13 protein-coding genes are annotated in these 21,955 nt (G+C 46.0%); 1 reads left to right on the top strand and 12 read right to left on the bottom strand.

Annotated elements, in window-relative coordinates; all coding sequences use genetic code 11:
- Nucleotides 1-60 precede the first annotated feature (60 nt).
- Nucleotides 61-801, bottom strand: a complete 741-nt coding sequence (locus J7J49_RS07245; protein WP_215091387.1) for a helix-turn-helix domain-containing protein — start codon at nt 799-801, stop codon at nt 61-63.
- Between the two features lie 184 nt (nt 802-985).
- Here J7J49_RS07245 and J7J49_RS07240 point away from each other — a divergent pair, with 184 nt between their 5' ends.
- Nucleotides 986-2,713, top strand: coding sequence for an SLC13 family permease (locus J7J49_RS07240; RefSeq protein ID WP_215091385.1), 1,728 nt, complete (start codon nt 986-988; stop codon nt 2,711-2,713).
- Between the two features lie 274 nt (nt 2,714-2,987).
- Here J7J49_RS07240 and J7J49_RS07235 read toward each other — a convergent pair whose 3' ends face one another.
- The 11 genes from J7J49_RS07235 to J7J49_RS07185 form a co-directional block, all read right to left on the bottom strand.
- Complete coding sequence (locus J7J49_RS07235) at nt 2,988-3,944, bottom strand: sulfotransferase family 2 domain-containing protein (protein ID WP_215091383.1); 957 nt, start codon at nt 3,942-3,944, stop codon at nt 2,988-2,990.
- 217 nt (nt 3,945-4,161) lie between these two features.
- On the bottom strand, nt 4,162-6,015 hold the full coding sequence (glmS, locus tag J7J49_RS07230) for a glutamine--fructose-6-phosphate transaminase (isomerizing) (protein WP_215091381.1): 1,854 nt from the start codon (nt 6,013-6,015) through the stop codon (nt 4,162-4,164).
- Nucleotides 6,016-6,167: 152 nt separating this feature from the next.
- Entirely contained in the window at nt 6,168-9,464 is a 3,297-nt protein-coding gene (locus J7J49_RS07225; RefSeq protein WP_215091379.1) for a heparinase II/III family protein, read from the bottom strand.
- An 18-nt stretch (nt 9,465-9,482) separates the two neighbouring features.
- A complete protein-coding gene (locus tag J7J49_RS07220; RefSeq protein WP_215091378.1) occupies nt 9,483-10,154 on the bottom strand; it encodes a hypothetical protein in 672 nt (223 codons plus the stop codon).
- A 96-nt stretch (nt 10,155-10,250) separates the two neighbouring features.
- Nucleotides 10,251-11,144, bottom strand: coding sequence for a sulfotransferase domain-containing protein (locus J7J49_RS07215; RefSeq protein ID WP_215091376.1), 894 nt, complete (start codon nt 11,142-11,144; stop codon nt 10,251-10,253).
- Nucleotides 11,137-11,943 carry a hypothetical protein gene (locus tag J7J49_RS07210; protein ID WP_215091374.1) on the bottom strand — a complete coding sequence of 269 codons (807 nt, stop codon included), beginning with the start codon at nt 11,941-11,943 and terminating at the stop codon, nt 11,137-11,139. Before J7J49_RS07210 ends, J7J49_RS07215 begins: the two co-directional genes overlap by 8 nt.
- Entirely contained in the window at nt 11,940-13,667 is a 1,728-nt protein-coding gene (locus J7J49_RS07205) for a hypothetical protein (protein ID WP_215091372.1), read from the bottom strand. The genes J7J49_RS07210 and J7J49_RS07205 overlap by 4 nt, the downstream gene beginning before the upstream one ends.
- The gene (locus tag J7J49_RS07200) at nt 13,664-18,868 is read right to left on the bottom strand and encodes a glycosyltransferase (protein ID WP_215091370.1); all 5,205 of its coding nucleotides are present in this window, start codon (nt 18,866-18,868) and stop codon (nt 13,664-13,666) included. The genes J7J49_RS07205 and J7J49_RS07200 overlap by 4 nt, the downstream gene beginning before the upstream one ends.
- Before the next feature lie 57 nt (nt 18,869-18,925).
- The gene (gene wecC, locus J7J49_RS07195; RefSeq protein ID WP_215091368.1) at nt 18,926-20,206 is read right to left on the bottom strand and encodes a UDP-N-acetyl-D-mannosamine dehydrogenase; all 1,281 of its coding nucleotides are present in this window, start codon (nt 20,204-20,206) and stop codon (nt 18,926-18,928) included.
- Nucleotides 20,207-20,274: 68 nt separating this feature from the next.
- Entirely contained in the window at nt 20,275-21,393 is a 1,119-nt protein-coding gene (gene wecB, locus J7J49_RS07190; RefSeq protein ID WP_215091366.1) for a non-hydrolyzing UDP-N-acetylglucosamine 2-epimerase, read from the bottom strand.
- Nucleotides 21,390-21,932, bottom strand: coding sequence for a hypothetical protein (locus J7J49_RS07185; RefSeq protein WP_215091364.1), 543 nt, complete (start codon nt 21,930-21,932; stop codon nt 21,390-21,392). Before J7J49_RS07185 ends, wecB begins: the two co-directional genes overlap by 4 nt.
- Nucleotides 21,933-21,955 lie beyond the last annotated feature (23 nt).

Below are 21,955 nucleotides of genomic sequence, written 5' to 3'. Positions count from 1 at the left end.
ACAATTGTGTGAAAAAAAATGGTGTGAAGAACGTAGCGTGAAAAAATTTGCTCTTCAGCGCTAGGCAGACAAGCCCATATCGGCAGGTACCGGCACTAACCAAAACATCGTTTGTTGCGTCAGCCAAGCCGTTACTTCCGGGCTGGCTGACAACCAAGCGCCATGAAATACCAAGGCGATTGGCCCTTTATTTTCTTCACTCTTGCCAATCAGCGTCTGCATAGCGGCTAGATAATGACCTGCCAATGGAGGGCGCTTAAAACAACGCATCCACAACCGTCCACGCGGGCCATGCAAATAGAGCTGATAAACCGAACCCTGTGGATGCGCCACCCGGCGCACACCGCCCTGCCAACGCTGATCGGCGTCTTTTAATTTGCCAAGCAGTGGCTCCACAGCCTGCCGATACCACCGGCCCTGTTGAGAGCGTTGCTTAGCCAATGCGCTTAACGGCCACGGTTCATGTTTCAGGCCTTGGTTTTCCCACCAGTGCTCAATGCCGCGCTGGGTCAACTCGACGCCGAGCTCATCGCGTAAAAAAGCCGCAAGGTCAGCGCTGCTCCAGCCTGGCTGTTCAGCGGGGGGCTGGCTATGCAGCGCTTCCCACAGCCGCTGTTGAATAGCGCTATCAAGGACGTTGGCCTGCCCTTTTAAACGGCCCCGGGGACGCACCGGCACTGCCGCCCAGCCACCTTCACGAAACGCCTTCCAGGCAGCCGAGACGGTCGGGGAAGAGAGCCCGGTTTGCTGGCTTACCACCGCAACGGTCAATCCATCCAAGCGGAGCTTTACGGCTTGCATGCGACGTTCATTGAGCTTTTCAGGCGATAAATGTTTAATGCTCAAAATTAACGATAACCACCTGTATTAAATACAGTTTTAAAGTAATAGAAGATCAAAAATTGGCATTCATTAGACACCATCATAAAAGCCTGCGTAAAATCCAGCAAGCAAGCCATGACGTTAACGTTTTTAAGGACCCACCATGACTCCCTGGGCCGTTCTGTTTTCTATTACTATTTTATTAGCCTTGTTAATCAGCGGGCGCGTAAAGCCTGCCATTGCGTTTGTCACCTTAGCCGCCATTTTTTTGCTACTCGGTTTTGTCGACACCGCCACCCTGCTCACCCAATACACCAACCCAGCACTCGCCACGCTTCTGCTTCTGCTGCTGGTATCGCTAGCGCTTGAGCGCTCGCCCCTGCTGGACTGGCTATCGCGCCACTTGCTAAAGGGTCACCCACGGCTGGCGACGGCACGCTTAATGGGCAGTACGGCAGTGCTTTCCGCATTTTTAAATAACACCGCCGTGGTGGCTGCTTTTCTCGGAGCTATTTCGCGCCAGCAGCGTATCGCGCCTTCTCGGCTATTAATCCCGCTTTCTTACGCCTCTATCCTGGGTGGTATTACTACACTGGTGGGTACTTCTACCAACCTAGTGGTGAACTCGTTTAACTTAAGCGCCAGTGGCAGCGAGCTGGGCATGTTCCAGTTCAGCCTAGTGGGCATTCCCGTGGCGCTGGTGACCCTATGCGTTCTAATGTGGCGCGCAAATACCCTGCCGCACCACCCGTTGGAAAATACCAATGAAAAGCTCTCCTACTTTCTAGCCGCCGACCTGGAGCCCGATTCGCCGATGATCGGCAAAACTATCGAAGAGAATGGCCTGCGTAGCCTGGAGGGGCTCTACTTGCTGGAAATAGAGCGCCACGGGCGCTTGATTAGCCCCGTGGCACCGAAAGAGCAACTGCTAGCCAATGACACGCTGGTTTTCACGGGAGAAGTTGGCAAGGTGCAAGCCCTACAGCGCTTTCCTGGGCTACATCTATTTGGTCATCAGGCCGACAACCTGCTGGCGACTAATTTGGTAGAGGTGGTGATTTCACACGAGTCCGAACTCTCAGGAAAAACTCTGCAAGACGTAGATTTCCGTAGCATGTTTAGCGCAGGGGTAGTGGGCATACGACGTGGAGAGAAACGCTTAGAGGGCCAGTTGGGTAAAATCCCCCTGCGCGTGGGTGACTGCTTACTTTTAGCGGTAAGCGCTGATTTCCGGCAGCACCGCAACCTAGACCGCAACTTCCACTTACTTAGCGGTAGTTTTACAAGGCCGCAGCTGACTGGCAAAGAGAGTCTTTTCACCCTAGGTGGCTTCGCAGCGGTGATCGCCCTGGCCACCGCCAATGTGCTACCACTGTTCCACGGGCTGCTGATAATGCTGGGCGGGCTACTGCTGATGAAGGTGATCAGCCTGGCGGAACTGCGCCGCCGCTTCCCGTTTGAGCTATGGCTGATTATTGGTTCGGCACTAGCAATTGCCCAAGCGCTGGAAAATTCAGGCGCGGCGGGCTTGCTAGCCAGCGGTATGCAATGGCTGTTCAGTGGCTACGGTGTCTATGCTGCATTTGTTGGCTGCTACCTACTAACACTGCTACTCACCGAAACCGTGACCAACAACGCCGCTGCCGCACTCGCCTTTCCGGTCGCCTGGAGCACAGCCCACGCCTTTGGCGCCGACCCGCTACCGTTTGTAATGGCCGTGGCATACGGCGCCAGCGCCTGCTTTTTAATCCCGTTTGGCTACCAGACCCACCTAATGGTCTACTCCCCCGGCCGCTATCGTATCACTGACTTCTTAAAGATTGGCTTGCCTGTCAGCGTCACCTACTCAGCAGCGGTACTTCTGATAACGCCGCTAGTGTTTCCGTTTTAGGTGAAGGATGTGAGGGGTGAGGGCTTTCGTAGCGTCAGCGCACCCGCGAAAGGCGTCGGCACGACGCCCCATGGCACACAACCAACCTTCCCCACACAAGCCCAACCCCGGTACCGCTGCGCGCGGCTCCCGCGGGTGTGCTGGCGCTTACTACTCGCTACAAGGTTTGTGCTCAAACACCAGCGAGTAGTGCCAGAAATCCGGCTGATCTTCATGTAGGAGCGACACTAATAAGCTGGGTTATCTTGCCAGAACCCGACTGACGTTGAAGATATTACGTCACCGTTTCCTCGACACTACGCGGGTTTGGCGGAAACCACTGCCCCGTTGCGGCAACACGGCATTGCACCGTATCAAGTGGAGACAGCTTCAGAGGTAGATTAAAGCCCACATACCCGCCACGGGGTGGCAGCAAATGGCATAATTCCTTGCATAATTTCACTGCGAGCACAGTACTAGAAAGCTCACCATTAACCCACAGTTCGATCTCTACCGGCGCATCTTGCTCATCCGCCCACCAAGCCCAACCGCTGACACCCTCCGTATTAGCCTCTTCAATACAAGCATGCGCCCAGGGTTGGTTCGACTTGAACATCGCATAGCGTGAATCAAACAATGCTAAGGCGTACTGATAAAGCTCAATGTCTCGCCTATTCAATTTCCTGAGTTCGATGACATCTTTTTCATCAAGCTCGTACTCGTCTTCTAGACGAGATTTACCCCGATTGTCTTCGCGCTCGAGAATGCGGGTTGCATAACGATCATTCAACATTTCCAGACTTTCAGAATAACGTTCTGTAAAGCCTATCAACCCGATGGCTTCAAGATTTACTCCGTAAAGAGCCCTGCGCTGACGATTACGCAGCCCTGGGTCTAAATAGAATTCTTTGAAGCTTCCCGTGTAATTCTTATTCCTGACAAAGTGCGCATACTCAGAGGCAATACGTTGCAGCGGTTCACGTAGGAAGGTAATGGTGTTTCCCACCCCCCAAAGGGAAACAAACCGCACAATAGGCACATGCCCTACGATCATGGCAGGATTATCAAGTGCCTTTTTGAACTGCCAGAAATCAGGTTGATCAACATGCAAAGACTCCTTCACAAAAGGAGACGTTGCCTTAGCGTTCGGGCCATAATCATAAACAATTCGCTCTGGCGAAAAATACGCTTCAGCACCCCGTCGAAAGCTTGTTCCGGCAGTTTTAGGTATATGCACAAAAAAAAGTGACATTCGCTAAATCTCCTTTATACAACGGCCACTAACGCAACTACTTCCGCGTGAAGTTGGCTAGAATCCATTCTTGAGAGCCCGCAGGTTCGGCTCTTTTCAAAAGGCTTGGGGCTCGCCACGTGCTTCGAACAGCCACCCCAAATGAGTGCTCATGATGTACGCGAGGCACGAGCGAATGAGGCACCCGCGATAGGCGTCGGAACGACGCCCACTGGCACTACTCTACCGTCACGCTCTTAGCCAAATTACGCGGCTTATCCACATCTGTGCCTTTCACCAACGCCACATGGTAGGAAAGCAACTGAAGCGCTACCACGTGCAATACCGGTGAGAGCAGGCCGTAATGCTCTGGCATCATCAGTACATTCACGCCTTCGGATGATTTCACGGCACTATCACCATCGGCAAATACGTACAGTTGACCGCCACGGGCACTGACTTCCTGCATATTGGCTTTTAACTTCTCCAACATCTCATCGTTGGGAGCCACCACGACTACCGGCATATTAGCATCTACTAACGCCAAGGGGCCATGCTTCAGCTCACCCGCCGGGTAAGCTTCGGCATGAATGTAGGAGATCTCTTTAAGCTTAAGCGCCCCTTCCAACGCAATGGGGTAATGTCGCCCACGGCCTAAAAATAGTGCGTGTTGCTTGTCAGCGAACTGCTTAGACCAATTCTCAATGCTGGGCTCAAGCGCTAGCACTTTATCTACCGCGATAGGTAAATGGCGCAGCTCATCCAAATAAGCTTTTTCATCCGCTTCGCTTAAGCGCTGATTAGCTTTGGCAAGCAGCAGAGTCAGTAGGAACAGCGCACTTAGCTGAGTGGTGAACGCCTTGGTAGACGCAACGCCAATCTCAGGCCCGGCACGGGTAATAAAGCGCAGCGCTGTTTCACGCACAATGGCGGATTCCGGAACGTTGCAGATCGCTAACGTATGCGTATGCCCTAACGATTTTGCGTGATGAAGGGCAGCCAGTGTATCCGCCGTTTCACCCGACTGGGAGATCACGACCACCAACTGTTTAGGGTTAGCAACACTTTGGCGATAACGGTACTCACTGGCAATTTCCACGTTGCAAGGCACACCCGCCACTTGCTCAATCCAGTACTTAGCGGTCATACCCGCATAGCTGGAGGTACCGCAGGCCAAAATCAGAACGGCTTCGACTTGATCAAAAATCGCCGCAGCTTCCGCACCAAAAATACCCGGCTGTAGCTGCCCTGCCCCGCTAATCATTTCCAGCGTATTACTAAGCGCCTGGGGCTGCTCGAAGATTTCCTTTTGCATGTAGTGGCTGTAGTCGCCCAGCTCGACGGCATTAGCGGTCAGGGTAGATGTAATGACCTTACGCGCTACAGGCTGGCCTATGCGATCAACCACCACCACTGCTTCCCGGCTTAAACGGGCCACGTCGCCGTTTTCCAGGTACATCATGCGCTTGGTAACGGAGATAAGCGCCGATGCATCTGAAGCGGCATAGTGGCCGTCATCCGCAATACCCAGCATTAACGGAGAACCTTCACGGGCAACCACTAAGCAATCCGGTTCTTCTTCGCTAACCACCGCCAGGGCAAAGGCACCTTTAAGATGTTTAACGGCACACTGCACAGCAGAAAAGAGATTTTCCGCAGGCTCACCAATTTGACCTTTAAAGCAGGCTTGAATCAGGTGAGCGATGGTTTCGGTGTCGGTGTCTGAGGTGAACTCATAACCCAAGCCCTGCAGTTGAATACGCAACGCTTCGTAGTTTTCGATAATGCCGTTATGCACCACCGCTAACCCACCGGAAATATGTGGGTGGGCATTACGCTCGGCCGGTACACCGTGGGTGGCCCAACGAGTATGGGCAATACCCACATTGCCGGCTAACGCCTTTTCCTTCACAAGGGCGGCTAATTCAGCCACACGCCCTTTCGAGCGGGCACGCTGCAAACCACTGTTTTGCTCACTTGAAAGCAACGCTAAACCCGCAGAATCGTAACCGCGATACTCCAATGTAGATAGGCCGTTCAGAAGAAAAGCCGTGCTGTCCTTTGCGCTAACCGCGCCAACAATTCCGCACATAAATATTCCTGTGTGTGGTGATTAATTAACCATGAGACATCAATGATAAATAACAAATAATGAAAAAAAGGGGCTGAAATGTTGCTCTTGGTAACAAAGAGCACGAGACGTCCACGAAAAATACTGACAGGCGCCCCGCCCTCTCAGAAGCTCTATCTGCGGCTCAAAACACCAAGCCCATTTTTACGAGACAAATACTCAAACTCAAAGCCATGGTGCTCTGCCCATTGCTTGCAGAGCTCTTCTTCAATTGGAGCACTTATGCCATTCACCCAGATCTGGGTTTGGGTGCTTAAACGTTCAAGCAAAGCTGGTAACGCTAGATAGCAAAAAAAGTTAGAATCTTTATTAAATGAGTCAGCAACCCAAACAAAATCGACTGCTTCTAAATCTTCGATTAACTCAAGGGGAAACCAACAGGCTTTTTGTTGCGCTGGTGAGACATTAAAATCATCGCCTTGCCAAGGCGTCAAATCACCCATTCGCCACTCAACCCATGACTGGAGGTAGTTTTCTTTCAAGTTTTTCTTAATTTTTTCTGCGCGCTCTTCACTATTTTCTAAAATCACCAAGCGCCCAATCCCATTTTCACGCAGGGCTTTAGCGATCCCGATAGTTGCTTCCTCAGCGCCGCAGGCCACAACTACAAGCGGCGTTTCACGCCGTACTTTGTCATAGAGATAACTTATTATATTTTTCGAAGCGAACTCTGGAGTATTGCTAACAACACTGTTTACTTCACCATTAGATCCACTATCGGGCAATACATGCTCAAACGAAAAACACGTTTTAATCGCGAGGTCAGCATATTCTGTATAAGCCACCTTAATAACCTGACTAGGTTCGTAATGGTTAGCCTTATAAGAAATACAGCTAAACACCTTGTCTTGCTTAACACCCTTGACTACAGAGATATTATCTGGCTCAGGGCCATCAAACTCAATCATCATCTTTTGACCAAGAGCACTTTCTACGTTGATCTGGTTGCCATTTACCGTTACTGTTTTATTCTTTGGGATATGCCACTGCAGAGTAAAGTTGCGCGACTGATTATCCTCACTAACAAAGTGATCTGCAATGGTTAGCTCTTTATCGACTGGGCTAAAACAGACCTGACGGGTTTGAACCACTGGCCGAAGCACTTCAAGCTGCATGGCAACATGTGGCAGAACCTCCCTTTCGCTATAATCTATAACACGCCAAGCGCTCAGCCTGTGCTCAAACTCTTTATCATAGGAAGCATTGGATACAATCGGCACATTATGACCAGGGCGACCGCGCATATACTTTCTTATAGGGTCTTTATTAATATAGTTATAAAGACCTGAGTCAATCAGCCAATCTTCACCACCTGCATAAATACTAACGTGTCCTTCATCTTGCTGGTGATGGTAGCGACTAGAGCAGCCCACTTTAACAATAGCGTGAAGCGCCTGCTTATATTTTTCGCTTCCTGGCCAGCAGTCTCTAAAAACAGCATAACCCGATTTTGGATACACCACGTTCAACTGTTCAGGCTTAACACCCTGTTTACCTTGACTAAGAGCATATAAAAAGTGCTGGTACTCGTTAGTGCTACCAAACATCTCTTTGTAAGCATCAGTGGTGGGTAATTGCTCAGTATCACCAATAGGGGGCAAAAGGCCATCTGGCCGTAAAATATGGGTAATAAAATTCAGTGCTTTTGCAGAAAATTGGCTAAATTGACTGGCCAGATCCCCCAATACCTTGTCAGGGTAATCTTTGATAATACCTAGAAACACCTTAAAAACGAAAATATGATAAGCAGGGCTATTTTCGACATGAACGCCCTCGTCTGTAAACGCAAATTGCAACTCACTGCTAATACGCTGAATTGCAATTTGTTGCCACTCCTCTGCCTGCTTGCCTTCAAACACCGTACCTAGCAGTAGTAGTACCCGCGCTTGTTCCAAACCATGATTCGTATGCTCCGAGTAGAAGCTATCTTTTGCAAGCCATTCGCCGTGTACTATCAATGCATTTTCTAAATATTCTAAAAACTCAGTATTCAGCGCTGACCACTCTGGCGCTTTATCCCGGCAATAGTAGGAAAACAGTACTAATTGTTCAGCACGCAGGGCCGTCGCATGGTCATGCCATATAAATTCAAACGAGTATTCGGTATCGGTATCTAAATACGCATTTAACCAAGACTCTATAGCTTTTTTTCCAGAGTTGAGAATCGCATCGTTACTTTTTCTATGATGATAAGCGAGTATATATGAGAGAAATGAAAGCCAATTAAGCCGCCACTGCCAACTGCGATTATTGAGTGGGTCTTGCTCCCAACTTCCCCAGCCCGTAAAATTCACCGCTGCGAAGGGGGCAAGCTCAAGCTTTTTAGCAGTAAATAGTTTTTCTCCAAGAGATACATTAGAAGAAGTGGTAACCGTTCGCTCTATTTTTTTAACTACACAGCGTTCAAGCTCAACCATATCCATTTTTTTTAAGGGCATAAGCGCAGAATCTTCATATTGTAAGGATTGATTAAGACTACATTCCCTCTGATGCTGGGACAACCACTCGTAAGCTTTTTTAGCTAACGATAATAACTTATTATCATTTACACCTAGTTCAGGGTTCTGCGCGGGGAGAACCGTTAATAGCCAGCCTGCATCTAACTGCTGCAAATCAGCCTCATTGGCACGACCTGCAAGCGTAAGCGCTGTACGGCTGCCAAGGGGGCAACAGTGACTTAACACATTCAACCATGCGTTTCTGTTGTCTACTGAAGGTTTAGTTGCATTGATTTGTCTAATCAGCTCAACCTCTTCCGGCTGTAAACTAACGTTACTCAACCTAGGAGTTTCTACAGATAAATGGTCATCAATTAGCCAGTTGACTACTTTGTTCACTACATCTTTCTGATACTTGAATACTTTAACAGGCGCTTTTGAAACTTCTTTCAGCGTTTTTAGCACACCCTCTAAATTCGTTATTTCTTGCACTGCTGTTAGCTTTGAAAAATCAGCCTGAGTTAGTGGTGTCCCATAAAAATCCATAAGAGAAGACGGCTGATTGATAACCGCCTGCTTATAATACGAAGACAAAAAACTATTGGTTTCTCTATGTATAACAAAAATTTCTAATGAACCAAATCGCTTCATTCCATCAAAAAGCTTTAACCACAAGGAAGGGTCAATATTATATAACTGATTAACAATCGATTCTGTTGATAGCAAAACAGTGTGCACATGCTCTGCGCTATCCAACTCTTTTTTGAGCAATGCGAATATTTTATCGATCTTGTTCAATCGCACAAGACGAAAAAGCTCTTCTTGCTTAGAAGAGCCCTGTGGCATTAAAGTAGCTGGGTACAAAATACCCTTTTGCTTGAGGAAAGCAGCCGAATCTAAAAGAGCATCTTGCAATGAAGTAGAAGCCGCTTTTGGGTAACCCACATGAACGACAAATTTATAATTTTTCACTTAAAGCCTTCACAGCAATCATAGAACAGTATAACCAAAATTAGTTATTTCAAAGCTATGTAACCGTCCAATTTCGCTCTTAAGATCAGGGTGTTTTGAGTATACAGCTTCTAGCTCATATGATGCATTACTTCTTACTCCCGACTTAGCCTTAATATTTCGGAATGTATCGTACAAACCTTTGAAACTTGGCACAGATTTCTCCAGTTCTAAAATATCTTCTTCAAAATTCTCATACCGGATAAAGCGATCAATAATCATTTCACCTTTAATAAAGTATTGCTTATGATTAACACCGAGATATGATGTTCCCCTACCACCTAAATACCAGTCTGAAAGCTTAGATATATCTGCCTCACGACCATTATGATAGTAAAATAAAGACACATATACATCAAAAGGGTTACGAACTATGGCACATTTCTCTGCTTCTTCCCATATGGATCTTTCTAGTTTATTCTTAGCATCAGCAGCTGAAATATGATTATTAAATATTTGCTTACCATTCTGATCTAAATAGTTTTGGCATGAACAAAAGCCCAAATTTTTTCTTTCTTGCTCATCGTCAGGTGATATGGGTGTAACAATATCCTTGTTTAAAGCAAAGCGACTTAAGGCCATCTCAAAAGAAGTACCAGCAACCTTTCTTGGCTTTAAAAAAACCATATTTTCTTTATTTAAGTAAATCAACTTTAACTCCTAAATCGAACATTACTCACATCAACTAAAACACCTCATCTTAAAAACCAACTATTCAATCACAAAGTTAATAAAATTAGAAAAGAATTAGAAATATTCATATTTGACCAATATATCATTCAACTTTTTACGCACAAAAACTTTCGCCCAATCATGGTCATTTTTCTCACCCATATAAATATTTGTTAAAGTTTCCCCTTTTGTTTCAAGCATATTTTTCTCTTCATTTTGAGATGTTTTTCTTACAGCTCTTTCAAACTCTGCCTCACTTGCATCAATACCTATTAAATTAGCAAGCGCTTTTAGACTTTCCAATGTGTTTTCAAGAAAATCTTCATACCTGATAACAGCATCAAAACTACTCAAATCAAGTTGATTATAAAAATTTTCGACGTATTTACAGTTTCTTTCCAAATATTCGTTATCATCTAGAGACGGCGCAATATCTTTTTTATACTCATTTTTTCTAAAAGTTCTGGATATAACAACATCTACAGGATCCCTTAAAAGAAGCACAACTTTCTTATTTAAACTAAAATCAGAAATTTGCCTATGGTTTGCTAAATTTGCAGAGTTACTAATTGTGGCAGTCAAAGAGTCTTTATGAATTCCACCTGAGTGAATCACATAAATAGCATCCAGAAACTCATTTGCTTCTTTACTACTCAATCCTGACAAATATTTTTTAATTTCTTTAGGAAAATAAATCTCTCCTCCGTTGTAAAAACCTGGCAATAGACCTAACATTGCTTCAATCCAATGAGAGCCAGCGCTCCCAGTATTTACTATGTAAAGATGTCTAGCGTAAAAATCGGAACGAAATTTGACAAAATCTTTTATTTTCCATACGTAATCTTTATCGCTACCATAGCCGCATTTATCAAGTGCACGCTTAATTTTTAATGCATTTCTTTGATGTGATAAAGGCCAAAAGACTTCAGGATTGCCAATATATTTAGCCAGCATGTGTTCATCATTCATGAGTACAATCAATCCAGTTAAAGTAAAGAAAATCTTTTCTTAACATTTTATCTATAATCTCATACTCTTTAAGTCTGCCAATTGAGCCATGGCCTGACTCAACATCGTAGTACTCACTAAATACTACTTTCATTTTTGCATTACTACTAAAATACCAATCCATGAAAGGTTTATAATGGTTTTTATAATGAAACTCATCACTTCTATTTTGAAAATAATAAACTTTGAAATCTCCATCCATCTTAGAAATATCAAATCTATTTGAAAACTCTTTAACAACTTCAGACTCTATCTTGTTAGGATATAACACTGGCAGCATTTTTTTAAATGCCGAATGTTTATAGGCTTTTGTCTGTATATTACCACACCAAACTGTTGCTCCTTTTAATTTCTGAGCTATCTTAAATGCTGGCAATCCTCCTGCCGACGTTCCAAATAAAAAAACGTTCTCCCCCTCAATATCAACACTTTTAAAAAAAGATTTTAAAAGGTCAGATATATAATCACCAAAATATCTTGCAGGTGTTCCTGAAAACCATGTATTGGTAAGATTTTTATTTAGAAGCAAACCTGGATCAAACAATGATATGACATTGGCATCGACATGCTCACTATAACTCGATCGTTGAAAAATTGGCATTGGTTTATTTCTTGAGCAAGCTCCAGGTGTAAAAACCAGCCAATTCTCTTTGCCCTTATAGTTTATATAAACAGGAAAAAAAACATGCCTATAAACCAACAAAAAACTGTGCTCACTACTGTATTCCAATGCCTCTTTCATACTATAAAAAACTTTCATTCTATAGCCTTATTAGCATTTTTTTCGAAGAAACTCAGAAAGCTATACAATGAAAATATGTCTCTAAGCTCGACTCTATTTTGCGGTTTTTCTTTTTTTAGAATATCACTAATATAGTTTTTATCTAGGCAACCATCATCTTCAATATTCACAACCAATTTATTACACGCATCTTGAATCTTACTATATTGTGAGACCTGCCAAGGTGAAGCCTTAATTTTATTAGCATAATCCACATCCTCTTTACTCATTATCCTTTTATATCCACTATTACATTGTTCTTTAAAAATATGCTTATGCAACTCGTTATCATAATCTGCAACACTTTTCAGCATATCACTTTTTTTAATATCACTATATTCAAAAACAGAATCCCCGAATTTCTTTGAATTAAACGAATAACCTAAAAAGCGCTTATTTATCTCTTTCATGATATCAAACCCAAGACGATTATCTGCGCGTTCTTTAGCTTTCAAGCACAGACTAGCTTTAACTCCATTTATAGAATACAGTGGGTCTAGTCTAGGGGTTTTTCTACTGAAAAGTGTAGCTATATTCCCGACAAAATAACGATTTCTTTGTTCTACATACATTAGATCCAATGCCTGATCAACTCTTAGTCCCTTTAAAACATAGTCATCTAAATATTTTTTAGTTAACACTTCTACTCTTTTTTCTACCCCGCTGGTAAGCAGTGAATTCTTTTTCAAAATACTTGACAAATCCTCATTAATTGTTCTATGACTATAAAAACTTCTTAAACACTCACCGTAACCACCACTTAAAATAATAAATTCATCTGTTTTATTATGGTTTTCATTTACAACGCAGTTCGCTCTCATTCCTGAAGCAAAGCCAACCCCTTTTTTTAAAAAATCCAATTCGTCTTCAAAAGAACACCCATCACTGATTAGGCCATTAAAGTCAGTGACTTTCCAATTTAAATCATGAGCCAAACCATATGCTATTTTTTTATCAAGTGTATTTATAGGCCCTGAACAGAAGAAATATATTTTATCGGAAAAATCTCTTCGAGCTATCTCAGCTGCCACTAAACGAGAATCAAAACCACCAGTAATATGACAAATGACATTTTTTATAGAACTTTCTTGCACCGCTTTAACATTTCTCTTAATATCTGCTATTGCACAGTCGCGGTAATATTCATAATTACTTTCTTTAAGCTCATCGCATCTAAAATCAAAAAAAACTTCCTCGCCAACCCCTTGATCAGTTATAGTTATACAAACTCTAGAATCAATTACTTTAATATTTTTATAACTTGTATAACCATACGCACCGTTACCCACTTTAAGAAGCAAAGCTAAATAAAAAATATCAGGCTCTACTTTTGCACAAAGTTCATTGTCAATAAAAAAAAGCAACTCATTCATGTCAGATGAATATGCAATTACTTTTTCATCTTCATATTTAAAAAGAAGACATGCACCTAATGGGTCGGGGTAGATTTCTAGACAATCATTTCTTTTTATATATGCGCAATAGCTACCACTACAAAGATTCCAAGAATCTCTGAAGCTAAAGCCAGCAATCAATTCTCCTCTTAAATCTTTTTCATCTTTTACCAAAGTACCATTTATTACTCCGCAGCCTTCAAAATAACAACTCGATGTACCAAAATGAACTTCTTTAGCTCTTGAAAAAACCGCCTTTTCATTTTCAATTTTATTATAATAAAAAACAGGCGCATAACTAATACTCATCTCTCCCCCTTAACACGCTCGCATAAAATAAAAGATAACACCTCACAAACTTTTTCATTTTTTATTTTCTTAATAAATTTCTCAAGCTCTGATAATGATATGGGCGGATATGAATTTATTAAGATAGTTGCCGAATGAATATCTGAACAAATGAATAAGAAATTGTATATTTCTTGAGCCCCTTCCCAAGATAAAACTACAGGCTTACACCCCGCTGCGGCTCCTTCTGCTACTGCCAAGTGGAAACTTTCATGATCACTAACAGATAATATGTAATCCACACCCGAATACCACTCCGGCATATCGTTTCCCTGCGGATCAAAAAAAACAGCCTCTTTTAAAAAAGGGTCTTCCTTAATGCGGCGATACTGCTCTTCATACCATGCCATCTCTTCAGGGCGGTTTAACATCCACGGGAATTCTTCTGGTCGCTTCCCTTTTACGCGTAGCGTGTAGCCAGTATCTTCCCTGCGAAGCTCTTTAAGAATATCCAGCGCGCGATCCAGACGTTTGCTTTGCGGTACTATGCCGACAATACCAAGTACTTTGCCGTTAGTCGGTTTACGTGGCACCGCTTGAAGCGCCTCTACATCTACACCGTTATAAATTACCACACCGTTTTTTTCGAGTGCGGGGTTGCGCGCAATGGCTTGGCGAAGCATGTGCGGCCCCACAAAAATAGCCGTCTCAAAGGCTTCAAACGGCACTTTTTCAAATAGGGCACTGCGTAGTTCCTGGGCGTGCAGCCGCCCTACTAACTTCTGATCTTCGCGCTTGTTCTTGGCGTACCAAATTGCATTACCCAGCATCCATTCACAGAAGACCGTATCCGCTTGGCGCACTAAGCGCTTACTGGCAATTTCATTGTGCTGGTTATGACCGCTCCAGAAATCCAGCAGTAAACGCATGCCTGCTTTTGTAAAGTAAGGGTAAAACGGCTTGATAAATTTCAGGTCGTGCCCGGCAATCACTACCGTTTTAACGGGCTCCACATTAGGTGCCTGGGCATAACGCTGATGGGGTTTACGTAGCGCCAGTGTATTTTCGCCGCTTGCCCACTCTGCCAACCCGTTGGGGGGCAGTTGACGGCCAACATGTATTAACTGGAAGCCCCGTTCTATCTTGTCGCTTTCACATGCCACCCCTGGCCAGCCGCCACTTTCCAGCTGCTCACTACGGATGAAGCCTATGCGTGCATGCTGGGCATAGGTGGTTGTCCACGCTAAGTCCTCTATATCCTCTGCTTCAAGGCTTTCCAGCGCTGGCAATTCGGCATACAGCCAATACTCGCTTGCTTGTGCTAACGCCCCTTCTACTTCCTGGCAAGTAATACCCAACGCCTCTAGTAGCTGTTTGGCCCCAGGAACCCAATGGGAAGCTACGATGTGGCTTGGTAGTAGGGTTTGATTTGCCAATCCCTCAGCGGCAATCAAAGAAACCGTTTCACAGTAGAGCTTTATGCTAGGCAGTTCCGGTGCTTTTACCACCATACCGGCGGTTCGCAGCATCTGGGTTAAGCGTGTTTGCGTGGTGTGGGCACGCATAACTGCCCTTGCCCCTTTTAATGCCACGCGCCAACGGTAGGCATCGTGATGCATTAGGTTTTCAAGCGCTTGGGCAGCGTCGGTTTCCGTGCGCACCACATGCCCTGCTGCTTCCAGGTAGCGGTTCATGCCCAGTGCGGGGCCTGAAATAATGGGCGCACCACAGGCGGCGGCCTCCATTACCCGGCGAGAGAACATGGTGGGTGAATCCAGTACCGAATTCACGTTGATTTGAACCGGATGGGCTTTGTAGGCTTCGATCATCTCTTCATAGCTGAGACTACCGGCCACATAGCTGCCCAAGCCACCGGGGTATTTATAGGGTGATTCAGGGTCGTCATGCTGGCGATCATAGATGGTAAGGCCAAGCGGTGCTGCCGCGCTCATGATCTTATCCATATACTCAGTGCGCTCTGGGTAGCGCTTGCCGTAGTAAGTACCCCCGTAGGCTGCCGTAGGTTGCCATGCCCGCTTTGAAGGCAGCAGGTTATGAATCTTTGGTGATGCATAGAAGGCGCAGCTACTAACGCTCTGAGTGAGCGCCCCTGGCGTTGTTAGATAGGGGATAATCCGGCGGCTATCCGTGGTGAACACATGGTCACAAAGTGACGCGGCTTTACGGAAGCGGTCAAAGTGTACCGGGTCTTCCTTATTCCAGAACAGGGAAGGAATGCCCTGACGGCGGCAGTGCGTTAATAAGGCGGTGAGCGGTGCGAACTCCTCTTCACCGTAATAGCCCACTTTGCGGTGCCAAACCCAGTCATTGCCTTTCCATGCGGACTCTACAAAGAGCGCATCAATGGGTTGATCGGTTAACTCTTGCTGCCAGTTCTCTGGCGAAAGCTTAACCACCTTGACACCGCTTGCCAGGGTGTCGGTGGTGAACTGATCGGCAATCAACCCCAGGGTGATTTGGTCTAGGGTTTTAGCTGTTTTCTGTATTGGCTCACTTACCTTGCTATTGAGCACGCGTTGCAGTGCATGGTGGTAATTATTAGTAACAAACTTCCAGGTGCGCTCTTTTTCAATCCACTCGCGCGCGGCTTGGCCTAATCGAGCGCGTTCATCAGGTTGAGTAATCAGTTTTGTCAGCGCTTGGGTGAGGCTTTCAACACTGTCTTTGTTAAACAGCAGCGCACGCTGGTTTTCACCTGCCATTACCTTGTGTGGGGAAACGTCAGAAAGCACCACCGCTTTACCCATGGCCATGGCTTCAAGCGGCTTGAGCGGCGAAACCATTTCCGTAACAGCTGAGGAGAGGCGCGGTACTGGCATGATATCCATGCAAGAGAGGTAACGCGGCACGGCGTCAAAAGGTACGCGCCCAGTAAACCGGCAATGCTCTTCTATACCCAGCGCTTTAGCCTTCGCTTTTACGGTATCAATCACTTTACCGTCGCCCACCAGCACAAAAACAAAGTCCTGTTGGTTTTGCTTCAGCTTTGCCATGGCTTCCATTAGAAGCTCTAGGCCCTCATAAGCTACGGCGCTGCCAGCATAGCCTATGACAGGCACGCCCGGCTTTAACTTTAGCTCGTGGGTAATGGCAGGGTCTGGAGCAGTGGGTACAAAGGACTCGGCATTGACCGCGTTAGGAATAACGACGATGCCTTCACGCTTAACGCCCCAACTCTCTAGCTCTGTGGCCAGCTCATGGGTTAACGTGATGACCAAATCCGCTTCTCGGGCGGCTTGCTGTTCCAGCTCGCGCATGAGGTGAAAGCGTTCTGAGTCTGCCCACTCGGGCTGCGTAGAAGCCTGGGTGACTTCCCATAGGCCACGCACTTCATAAACAAACGGTAAGCCTAAACGGCGAGCGGCCATCAGTGCAGGTAACGCCGTGATGTGATTGGACGCCGCGATGATGATTTCAGCACCGCTGGTTTGCGCTTCTCTTACATAGTGGTCGGCGGCTTCTGCCAGGTAGTAGTCCAAGGGCGTTTTATTTAAGTTCCACCCCGCCACGGCGGCGTAGGTAACGCCATCTACATTGGCTTCATGATAACCTTTGTTTATCCCTTTAGCGCCTGCGTCCCACGGGAAACCGGGGCGGGTAGTGGCCCGCACTGTCCAACCCGCTTGCTGCAAACCTACGGCAATTCCATGGGAGCGCGTGGAGTAGCCATTGGTGGCATGGGGTACTGATTGGTGTAAGCAGTAAAGCGCATGACGACGGCGCGTCATCAATCCAGCGTTTGGCTGGCGGGGCGGCAGCGGCCAGCCGCCCTTTAAGCGCGCTAACCCTTCAATAAAGCTTTGGAAATCTCTTTTCGGCTTATCAAACTTAACGCTTTGCAGCTTCATTTCATGCAAAATTGAAAGCGTGCTGGAAATATCGCCCTGTTTATAAAAGCGGCTATTTGCAGTGGCAAACGCTTCTTTAGCTGCTTTATCATCCCACCCTTTGTTTGCCGACTCTAATGCTTCGACTAACGGCTTAACCTGCTCATAGAAAGTGATCTTTTCACTTTGGGTATCACCGTGGTGGGTCGATTGCGCCAGATTTTGCGCTATTACACTAGCCAGGTTTTCCGCATCATCCGCTTTGAAGAAACTAATCTGACGATTGACCTGCTTTAAATCGACCAATGCTGTGACATCTGACACTAGTAGTGGCTTATTGTATGCGGTTGCTTCCATGGCCTTCATTGGTGGCACTAGGTGGCATACGGGTAAATTTTTGCGTGGGATCACTACTTGGTCAATTAACGCGTAGTAATCAGCGACTTCCTCATGGGCTACGCGGCCAGTGGTAATCAGCCATGGGTAGCTATGCTCGCCTGTGCTTCCAGCTATTTTTTCTGATACGCTGTCATCACCCACTAACAAGAGCTTTAGATTAGTACCGTTATTTATAAGGGCTTGGCATGCGGCAACTAATATATCCAAACCTTCGTAGTCATTAAAGCTACCTACATAGCCAACCACTTTATCTTCGGGCCGAATACCTAGCTTGCTTTTCAGCTGTTCGCTAGCTGGATGTATAACCGGTAGTTTATTAATTCCGTTGCCAATTATTTTGATTCTTGCTTCATCAACTCCACGCTTCGCTAGCTCTTTCTGCATAGGCTGATTTAGCGTAAACACACGCTGTGCCTGCTTGGCCACAAAACTATCCCTTGCAGCCTCTTGTTTAAAATTGTCCGTCAGTTCATAACCTGGCTCTCTAGCAGCTCTTGAAAGCTCCCAAAAGCCTCTTACTTCATTATAAAAAGGAATGCCAAGTTTTTTGGCGGCCACATAGGCGGGTAAGCCAATAATAAAATTAGAGCCTGCTAGCACAACATTGGGCCGGAAGACACGAAAAAGCTCAACAAATTTGTCTACAGACGCTTTTAAGTGCTTTTCTTCCCCTTGTGGAGAAATGCCCTTTTCCCACCTACTATGAATATAGCGCACACCATCAATGATACTAACGGGCGCCACTTTTTGCGTCGCACCAAACTCCCATGGCCTACCGGGCCTTATAAAACATAGTGTTTCAAAACCATGGTCGTTTAGTGCTTTTGCAATACCTTGAGTACGAACTGCATAACCATTGTTGGCGTAACTTTGACCATGACTTACAACATAGGCAATGCGTTTAGCAATCGGGGCGTTTAGTGTTGCAACTTTTTGCTCCGCTAACTGTTTAGCGTAATTAAGCAATTCATCCATGTAAATGTGGCCCTGATAATTTAAAAATACATTTTGCAACTTAAAAACTAATAGACATTAACCTAGCAAACCAACTGCATCAATGACGTACTCTTTTAATCGTACACTTTCAGTATTTTTAATAAAGCTTTTATGCTTAACCAAAACACATAACGCATCCGCTTGAACAAGCGCTTCATCTAGCGAAACAAGCTCTACATTGGGCAAATCTAGTGATTTAGGCAGTACATCAATATTCGGTTCTACAATTTGCACGTGGCAGCCAAGCTCAGCCACCTTTTGCGCGATGCCTAGTGCGGGACTTTCACGCAGGTCATCAATATCTGGCTTAAAGGCAATGCCCAAACACGCCACTGTTAAGTCGCTGCGTTTTGCATCGGGGTGCTGCTGGTGGTAGTACTCTAAGGCTTCTTTTACGCGCTCAAGTACCCATAGCGGTTTGGCATCATTTACTTCACGGGCCGCACGGATGATTTTGGCTTGCTCTGGGCATGAATCTACAATGAACCATGGATCTACGGCGATGCAATGGCCGCCTACACCCGCACCGGGGGTGAGGATATTAACCCGTGGATGACGGTTTGCCAGGGCGATCAGTTCCCAGACATTGATATCCAACTCGTGGCAAATGGTGGAAAGCTCATTAGCAAAGGCAATATTGACATCGCGGAAGCTATTTTCAGTTAGCTTAGCCATTTCAGCTGTGCGAGCGGTAGTGGCCACACACTCACCTTCTACGACGATTTTATAAAGCTCGCAGGCCACTTCAGCACATTTGGGTGTCATGCCGCCGATGACGCGATCATTCTCTACCAGCTCACGTATTACATGGCCTGGTAGTACACGCTCGGGGCAGTGGGCAATACGAATATCCGACGCTTCGCCGTGGGTTTGCGGGAAGGTTAAGTCCGGCCGCGCTTCAGCTAGCCACTCGGCCATTTTCTCGGTGGCACCAATGGGGCTAGTTGATTCAAGTATGACTAAATTGCCGGATGTTAAAACAGGGGCGATGGACTTGGCAGCCGCTTCGATATAGCTGAGATCGGCTTTGTGGTTTTGGCCGTGTTCATCTGTATGGAACGGCGTAGGCACAGCCACCATGAAAGCATCAGCAGGCTCCGGGGTTGTGGTCGCCCGCAAATAACCTTCCTTTACAGCGGCATGCACGATGATATCTAGCTCAGGCTCTACAATGTGAATCTCACCGTTGTTGATGGTATCCACAGCATGTTGGTTAACATCCACACCAATGACTTTTTGCTTGCGTGAGGCAAATACGGCGGCAGTAGGTAGGCCAATGTAGCCCAGGCCGATCATAGAGATAGTTTCAAATTTCATTGATATAACCGTAAATAGTGAATGGTTAGGAGTGAGGTGTAATTCCTCACCTCTCTCAAGCGAAGCGCTTACTTCTCGCTAAGGGCGTCGCGGATGCGTTGGCAGGCTTTGCCGTCGCCATATGGGTTATGGGCGTAGCTCATGGCGTTGTAGGCTTGCTCATCTGTCAGCAGCGTATTCAGCGCTTCGGTAATTTTGGCTACATCTGTGCCCACTAGCTTTACCGTGCCTGCTTCAAGGGCTTCTGGGCGCTCGGTGGTGTCACGCATCACGAGCACTGGCTTGCCTAAGGAGGGCGCTTCTTCTTGAATACCACCGGAATCTGTCAAGATAATGGCGGCCTGGTTCATCAAATAAACAAAAGGCAGGTAGTCTTGAGGTTCAATCAGGTGGACATTTGTTACATCAGCCAGCAACCGATTAACGGGTTCACGTACATTTGGGTTCAGATGTACGGGGTATAAAATTTGCGTTGAAGGGTGCGCTTTGGCAGTTTCCGCAAGTGCTTGGCAAATACGTTCGAACCCACCCCCAAAACTTTCACGGCGATGTCCCGTTACCAAAATCAAGCGTTTGCTGCTATCCAGCATGGGAAAGCGGGCCGATAGTTCTGTCGCCAATTCAGGGTTGTTCTTGAGCTTTTCAACAACGTCCAGCAGAGCATCAATTACGGTATTACCGGTGACGTGAATCGTTGCGGGATCTACACCTTCTGCCAGCAAGTTCTGTTTGGAGGTGCTAGTCGGGGCAAAGTGGACGGCTGCCAATGCGCCTGTCAATTTACGGTTGCCCTCTTCAGGCCAGGGCGAATAAAGATTCCCTGTGCGTAAACCTGCTTCTACGTGCCCAACCGGAATTTGCTGATAATAACAGGCCAAGGTGGTGGCGAAGGTGGTGGCAGTATCACCATGTACCAAGACAATATCGGGCTTAAACTCTTCTAATACGGGCTTTAACCCTTGAAGAATACCGCATGTAACGTCATTGAGGTCTTGCCCTGGTTGCATGATATCCAGGTCATACTCTGGCTTTAGCTCGAATAAATCCAGCACCTGATCCAGCATTTCACGGTGCTGCGCCGTCACACATACCTTGGATTCAAAGCGCTCATCTGCTGCCAACTGTAATGCTAGCGGGGCCATCTTGATGGCTTCAGGGCGTGTGCCAAATACCGTTAATACTTTCACAGAGACTCCATTTTAAGCGTTTGCATATGATCTAGCCCTTGATACTCAAGTTCCTGGCACCGAATGTAATAGTGTTCTAACAACGCCTGAGTCTCTGCCAGTTGCTTTGTTATTTCTGCGTTGTTTTTATTAGGATTTTTTATTTCTGCGCTGTTTTTATTAGGATTTTTTATTTCTGCGCTGTTTTTAATTGGAGTAGCGTTAACTTTGGCTGGTGCAGTTGGTGACTTGACTTCCTTTTGCTTATTCCGAACCCCATGCTCATCGCTGGTTACAAGCACTCGGCCTTCTTTTTTTCCAAAACGTAGATAGTGCAAAAGAGGGTTCATTCCCTCTTTTTTAATATCTTCATGCTTTGTCAAATAACCTGCTGTAGAAAACTGGCTTGATGGGTCACGTAACATGTGCCAGCCGTATTTACAGTAGTGGGCAGCGGGTTTCATTTTGGCAGCTTTTACATCGGGGTAGCGTTCTACATACCACTTAGCATCAAATAGTGATGATGCTTCTACAAGCTGCACTGCTTCGTGTGCTTTCACTGCAACTCTCCAGCTTCATCCAT

It is taken from the genome of Halomonas sp. ISL-56, assembly GCF_018612805.1.
Taxonomy (GTDB): Bacteria; Pseudomonadota; Gammaproteobacteria; order Pseudomonadales; family Halomonadaceae; genus Vreelandella.
Note: the sequence above shows the minus strand (reverse complement) of the source record. Positions and strands in the feature narration are given on the sequence as shown.

Bases quoted from the DNA above. Each gene is read 5' to 3' on its own strand.
- J7J49_RS07205 (WP_215091372.1), bottom strand. From the start codon at position 13,667: ATGAGTATTAGTTATGCGCCTGTTTTTTATTATAATAAAATTGAAAAT.
- J7J49_RS07210 (WP_215091374.1), bottom strand. From the start codon at position 11,943: ATGAAAGTTTTTTATAGTATGAAAGAGGCATTGGAATACAGTAGTGAG.
- wecC (WP_215091368.1), bottom strand. From the start codon at position 20,206: ATGAAATTTGAAACTATCTCTATGATCGGCCTGGGCTACATTGGCCTA.
- J7J49_RS07245 (WP_215091387.1), bottom strand. From the start codon at position 801: ATGCAAGCCGTAAAGCTCCGCTTGGATGGATTGACCGTTGCGGTGGTA.
- J7J49_RS07240 (WP_215091385.1), top strand. From the start codon at position 986: ATGACTCCCTGGGCCGTTCTGTTTTCTATTACTATTTTATTAGCCTTG.
- glmS (WP_215091381.1), bottom strand. From the start codon at position 6,015: ATGTGCGGAATTGTTGGCGCGGTTAGCGCAAAGGACAGCACGGCTTTT.
- J7J49_RS07200 (WP_215091370.1), bottom strand. From the start codon at position 18,868: ATGGATGAATTGCTTAATTACGCTAAACAGTTAGCGGAGCAAAAAGTT.
- J7J49_RS07215 (WP_215091376.1), bottom strand. From the start codon at position 11,144: ATGAATGATGAACACATGCTGGCTAAATATATTGGCAATCCTGAAGTC.
- J7J49_RS07235 (WP_215091383.1), bottom strand. From the start codon at position 3,944: ATGTCACTTTTTTTTGTGCATATACCTAAAACTGCCGGAACAAGCTTT.